Origin of the sequence: Armatimonas sp. (genome assembly GCF_043760365.1) — a bacterium.
Classification (GTDB): domain Bacteria; phylum Armatimonadota; class Armatimonadia; order Armatimonadales; family Armatimonadaceae; genus Armatimonas.
On sequence record NZ_JAYUPA010000181.1, the window covers coordinates 1 to 6,008 of the forward strand.

Annotated in this window: 3 protein-coding genes; all 3 read right to left on the reverse strand. The window is 59.4% G+C overall.

Annotation, left to right across the window (positions count from 1 at the left end; translation table 11 throughout):
• On the reverse strand, positions 1–2,243 hold a 2,243-nt coding region (locus ACH2EH_RS04565), incomplete at its 3' end, for a type IIL restriction-modification enzyme MmeI (RefSeq protein ID WP_395139386.1).
• On the reverse strand, positions 2,240–5,401 hold the full coding sequence (gene drmD, locus ACH2EH_RS04570; protein WP_395139388.1) for a DISARM system SNF2-like helicase DrmD: 3,162 nt from the start codon (positions 5,399–5,401) through the stop codon (positions 2,240–2,242). The genes drmD and ACH2EH_RS04565, both read right to left, overlap by 4 nt.
• 423 nt (positions 5,402–5,824) lie before the next feature.
• A partial coding sequence (locus ACH2EH_RS04575) for a hypothetical protein (RefSeq protein WP_395139390.1) occupies positions 5,825–6,008 on the reverse strand: 184 nt, incomplete at its 5' end.

Here is a 6,008-nt window from a genome sequence, read left to right on the forward strand (position 1 = left end):
TTGAGAACCAGCCCCTCCCCCACGCCATCGAGCGACCAGGTATTGAGCTGCTCGAACGAGTGCAGCCCCAGCAGGGAGTCGCCCGACTTTATCGCATGATCCAGGAAGTGAAACGGCTTGCCTCGGTTCATCGTCACCAGCCAGAGCGCCAGCTTCGCAATCTCCGCCGCCATCGGGTTCTTATCCACCCCATACAAACAACGCTCGGCAACCAGACGCCGGGCAAGAATCTGACGCTCCTCTGGGGAGTCTAGCCCCTTCGGAATCAGGCGCTCGGTAGGCGAGCCCGTCGCCATCTCACCCTCAGGCGAGATCAGAATGGCATCGGGGTTCTGCTCCTCCAGAAGCGCCCATGCCTCACAGAGCCGATCCGCCAAGTAGCGGCACCCCGCCACCAGAAACGCCCCCGAGCCCACCGTTGGATCACAAACACGGAGCGAGAGAAGCTCCCGTGGGGATTTTAGCGTCTCACGCGAAGGAGCGGTTCCCTCAGCAACCCCCTTGTAGACCAGCGGCTCCAGCGTACGTGCGGTAATCTGCTCAGCGAGAAAACGCGGCGTGTAGTGCGTCCCCGTCGAGCGCCGCGTTGTTCCTGCGGTCACATAGGCGCTTCCGGTAGGAATCACCACAAAGCGATCAAAATCATCCAGGCGCACCAGGCCCGCAAACGGTCGCACCCGCGCTAGCAACGCGGCATCGCCCTCACAGGCTGCAAGCAAGCGCCCTTCGTCCAGCGGCCCCGGCGTGAGCGCGTTCTCAAGCGCCTTCTCACTCCGCCCCGTCTCTTCGCGGAGGAACTTCAGCAGCTCCTTTCTGCCTCTGGCAAGCAGTGATTCCAGCGTCGAGAGCGCCACCTCGGGCTCTTTATCGCGTGTCCCCGCCAGGCCCAGAATCGGCTCCTTGGCTCGCACCGCTGTGTGATCGAGCAAGCCCTCGTAGACATGCCCAATCTGCTCAATGTCCAGTGCCCGGAACGAGAGCCGCCGTGCCTCGGCAGGGCCACCGCCGGGGACTTTCACACGCAGGATTTGTAGCGCTTCCAGCAAGTGAAGCACGGTGCGGTTATGGAGCGGGAGTGGCGTTCCGTCGAGCCAAGGGAAGCGCTCGGGGTCGAGCAGGTTGCCACCGTAGGCAGGGAGCTGCATCGCCTCATGGGAAACCCCGCTATGGATAGCACGGAAGGTCGCCAGCAAGCGGCTCCAGGCATCACAGCGACGCTCCAGGATCTCCTCACCGTGCTGATCCGCCGCCTCGCGCAGACTCCCCAGCAGGGTGGAGATGGCGTAGTGACGGTTGTAGACTTCCTCCTCAGTGGGGAACATCTCCCGCTCCTCAGCACAGAGCAGGAAGACCAGGCGCATCATCACCGTCAGCGCCCCTTCATAGAGCTCGGACTCGGGCACACCACTTAGCAGTGTTCCGCCGCGCTCACGGTCAATCCGATCCAATGCCTGCACAAGCATCTCGACCGCCGCACGAACCTGATAGCCGAGCTGGTCGGTTACCTCCTCGTGGTCGTCTGCGGACTCGGTCAACAGCTTGAGAAGTTTCTCGTCAGGGTGCCCAAAGAACCGCTCCGGCCCGAGCAAGGCCCGAAAGGCACGCAGGGTGATCCCCTCTTCCAGCCAGATCGACGATGCAAACGTCGCAAAGCCTGTCGTGTCCGTCACCCGATGAACGAGAACCCACTCCTCACCATTTGTCACCAGCCCAATCGGCACCCGCGTTTGGGCAAGCAGCTCCGACATTCGCGTCGTCGGTGAGGCCGTCCAAGCGGACTTCACCGGCTTTTCTAGCCCCTGTGCTCGTGGGTACGTCTGCACTAGCAAGTGGGGCAAGGCCGATTCTTCCTCAGGCTTCTCCGGTTCCTCGTCAAGCAGATCAAATGCAAGGCTATCGGACGTCCGAGAGAGGCCCACTAGCACCAAGTCAGGCCGAAGCGTGACAGCGAACTCTGGCTTCTCTGCCTTCAGACCACTGGGAAGCCCTTGCCCCTCTTTGAGTGCCTCGGCGGGGAGTCCCAGAACCCGCATGAGCACAAACCGAATCCAGGCATGGTGAATCGCCGGGTCTTTGGGATTGCTCTCCCACTCCTCAAACGCCTGTCTAACCAGGCGGCCCACTTCAGCATCATGTGCAGGGAGCCCTTGTGGGAAAGTCTGACACAGCACCGCCATCGACAGAAACGGCCCTGAGGTTGGAACAAGCGAGAGCCACTCCGCATGCTGCCTTGCAATACTCATCGTAGCCCCTCCGGTACAAGATAGGTCACCGCAACAGGGAACAGACGAAACTCAGGCTCGGCGAACCGACGGCGGATCGCTGCCTTCTCCCGCTCGATCTCGCCGGGAATCTGTTGGAGTCGCTGCACTAGGCTGTTCTTGTTCAGTTCAAACTGCTCTTTCTCCGCACTGGTGAAGAGTTCAAGCTCCAGTTGCAAAATATCGGGCTGGTTTACGCTCGCTTCAATCGTGCGCTTGAGTTCAAGAAGCACCGCCTCCACATCGGCCTGCTCCTTCTCGCATCGCTCACTCAGTATCTTGCGCAGCCCCTCCGTTTTGTCGCGAGCGCGAGCATCCAGAGCGTTGTGCAGTGGCTTCTCGTGCTGAGGCCAGAGCCGAGCCAAAGCCTCGCTTACGTTGTCTGGCGCTGGTTTCGGTAAGGCTGCACGAGAAGCAGAAGCCACTTGCTGTACACCTATGCGCTCAAAGCGCCCCTCGCGGATTGCGCCCCCTGCCGTGACAACTTCCTCGTGGAGTCGCTGACCATCTGCCCCCAGAATCACGAGGCGGCCATGTGCCAGCACCACCGGGGTATCTAGCGCTTGCCCAGATGCTTGGCGCGCCGTCACACGGCTTAGAGTTCGCCGATCATCGCTGGTCCAGACCTCAGCCCGCAGGAGCCGCAAGCACATCTGCACCAAGCGATGGCCCAGGTGCGCAAGCACCACATCATCACGCCCCTTGAGTGCCTCATGGTCAAACACGATAGGACGCGTCACACCGGTATGCGGATGTGGCAACCCCACTGCACAATCGGCCCAACTCCCTCGAAGTGCAGGTAAGTGGAAAGCCCTAGCGATCCCTTCGACCTTGGTGAGAATCAGTGGTGGCTGATCTGCGAGCGCCAGCCCAATAGAGACAATGCTCTCGATGTTCTCGGGGATGAATCCCATCTCCTGGCGAGTCTCGTCGAGGCGCTCGCGGAAGGCACGAATCTCCTCATCCAGACGGCGCTGGAGCTTGAGTAGCTCGCGGATCGGTCGGGCCTTCTCCTCGGCCTGATCGGTGTCTAGGCGCGTCCGCTTCCCAAACATCGCCTCAGCCACCTGGCTCGCGATAACCGGGCCAACCTTGCCCAAATCCTCGCGAATGTTTTCAACCTTTGCTGCGGCGCGGGCAAGAAACTCCAGATCCCCTTCCAGAGCCCCCGGCTTGGTCTGTGCCATCGACTTCAAGCGTTCGGCATAGCCTGCTGGGACAAAGTGATAAATCTTCACCTCGGGTTCGCGCTGGCCGTGACGATCCACACGTCCGTTGCGCTGCTCCATCCGATTGGGATTCCAGGGGATCTCATAGTGCACTAACCGGGCACAGTGGTTTTGCAGGTCGATCCCCTCCGAAGCGGCGTCCGTGGCAAGAAGAATTCGCACAGGGGAGATTTTAGGGTCTGCCTGAAACGCCGCCTTTACCTTCTCGCGCTTCTCAGAGTCCATTCCCCCAAAGAGCTGGTCCAAGCGCCCTGACTGTGCCAGCCCTTCGGCGATCAGGAGATTGAGCAGCCAGCGCTGGGTAGCACGATACTCCGTAAAGAGAATCACACGCGTGTCGGCCCAGACTCCCCCAGGCTTGATCGTGGCGTGCAGATAGTCCAACAGCCCCTGAGCCTTACTGTCCGCCTTGCCTCGCGCCTTGTTTGCCCAGGCGCGCAGTTCATCCAGCAGACGGCGCTCCTCCGGGGTGACTAATTGGAAAAGTCGTGATGCTACTTCGACCGTGGATAATGTCGCGTCTTCAAACAAGTCATCGTCGGCGAACTCTTCCTCAGTAGCCTCGATTTGCTGGCGCAGTACTCCCACTGTCGGCCTTGGTGCGGATTGGCGGCGCGACGAATCCAGAGAGCGCTCATGCTGCTCCAGCGTCAGGGCAAAGGCTTCAGGGGAGGAAAAGAGCCGCTTTTTGAGGAGCTTTAAGACAAACTCACTGGCAACCCGCTCGGACTCATCACGCGCCCGAGCTAGGCGCGACTCCGCATAGGTTTGAAGGGTTGCGTGAGCTGCCCGCTCTGCATCCGTATAGCCAACTTCGATTGGGTAGAGGGTACGCGTCGCAAATCGATTCTCCCCCTTCCAGTCTTTGAAATCGGACTTCAGGCGACGCACCATCACGGCCCCGAGCTGAGCCCGATCTGGACGCACACCACGGGCAAAGCGTTGGTTATCTAGTAGCTCCAGCAAGGCAGCAAAGCTCTCCGGGAAGCCGTTGTGAGGTGTCGCTGTCAGAAAGAGCTTATGCTCAAAATGCGGTACGAGCTCACGAATCGCCCGGGTACGCTGTGAGTCTGTAGCATAGCGCCCACTTCCTGACGGCGCGACATTGTGTGCCTCGTCCAGAATCATCAGGTCCCACTTGCGCGGGTAGGTTGGCTGTCCATCCTGAGGCAGCGTGTCGCGAAACTGCCTTAGGGGGCGCTCTCGCTTCAAGAAGTCTACCGAGGTAATCAGTCGGGGAAAGTGGTTCCAGGGATTGGCATAGAGACCACGTGAGCGGCGCAGCTCTTTAAGCAATGCAGAGTCCACAATCCGAAACTCCAGCCCAAATTTCTCCCACATCTGATCGCGCCACTGAATCTGGATGGAAGAAGGGCAGACGATAAGAACGCGGCGGCTCCGGTGGCGTAGCAGCAGCTCCTGACAGACGAGACCCGCCTCAATGGTCTTTCCAAGGCCGACGTCATCTGCAATAAGCAAGTTGACACGCGGCATTTGGATTGCACGAACAAGCGGATCGAGCTGGTAGTCCTCAATCTTGATCCCACTTCGGAACGGTGCTTGCAGAGTGCGCACATCGGCCTGGGACGCCGCCCCCCAGCGCACTGCATCCAGAAACGCATCCAAGCGCCGTGGATCGTCAAAGCCAGCGACGGGCGAGGGCAAGGCAACACGCTCAAAGACCCGTGCCCCTATCTCAGCCTCCCAGACAACCTGGACTTCTTCGCCCAGAGCGTCGTCTTCAATGGAGGTAGCTGTTACCAGGTGCTGTGGCCTTGCGAGTGGTGCTACTGCCGGGAGAGCCGACGCTCGCACATCGGTGACGATGTAGCGGCGCTGGCGAATCTCGGCAATCTGTCCTTGCTCTGGTATGGGAGCCTGCTTTTCGGAAGTGACAGCGGCACTAGGCAATTCTTACGCGATCCTTGTTGATAACTACAGATGTCACTTAGACATAGTACCTGTAGAATCCTTGAAAGGCTCTGCATCCCTGCGATACGCGTCTTTATGCCAGCCTCCCTAGAGGGCGATTGAGTTGTCCAATTGCCAACCTAATCGCCAACAGCTTAGTGCCGCGTCCCTGCACAGGCACGAAAAATCGCCAACCTAATCGCCAACAATTCGCCAAGTTTTTTAAGGAACGCTTAGGTGGCAATCGCCAACCGTTCGCCAAATTATGCCCACGGCCCATCAATCCCTCTAGCTCCTCCAGCACCTGCATGATCGTAGGGCGGCTCACATCAGGACGTGGCTTAAAGAATCGGGTTGGAAACTCTCGGTTAGGTGAGCAGGGAGTATCCATGACCGTTCCTGAAACGATTACTGACTAGGCACTCAAACGCAGTGAGTACTGGCTAGCTTATCCATCCGGGCGTTGAACTCATCGGGGCGTAAGCGTTCCATATCACCACGCACCGGCCAAACCTGAAGGATATCCGCAGGCCTATCTTCCCGAGGGCCAACGCCTAGAGCCGGGCCAATGATCCAAGTCGGCAAGTTTAGCCGCGTGTATTCTGGA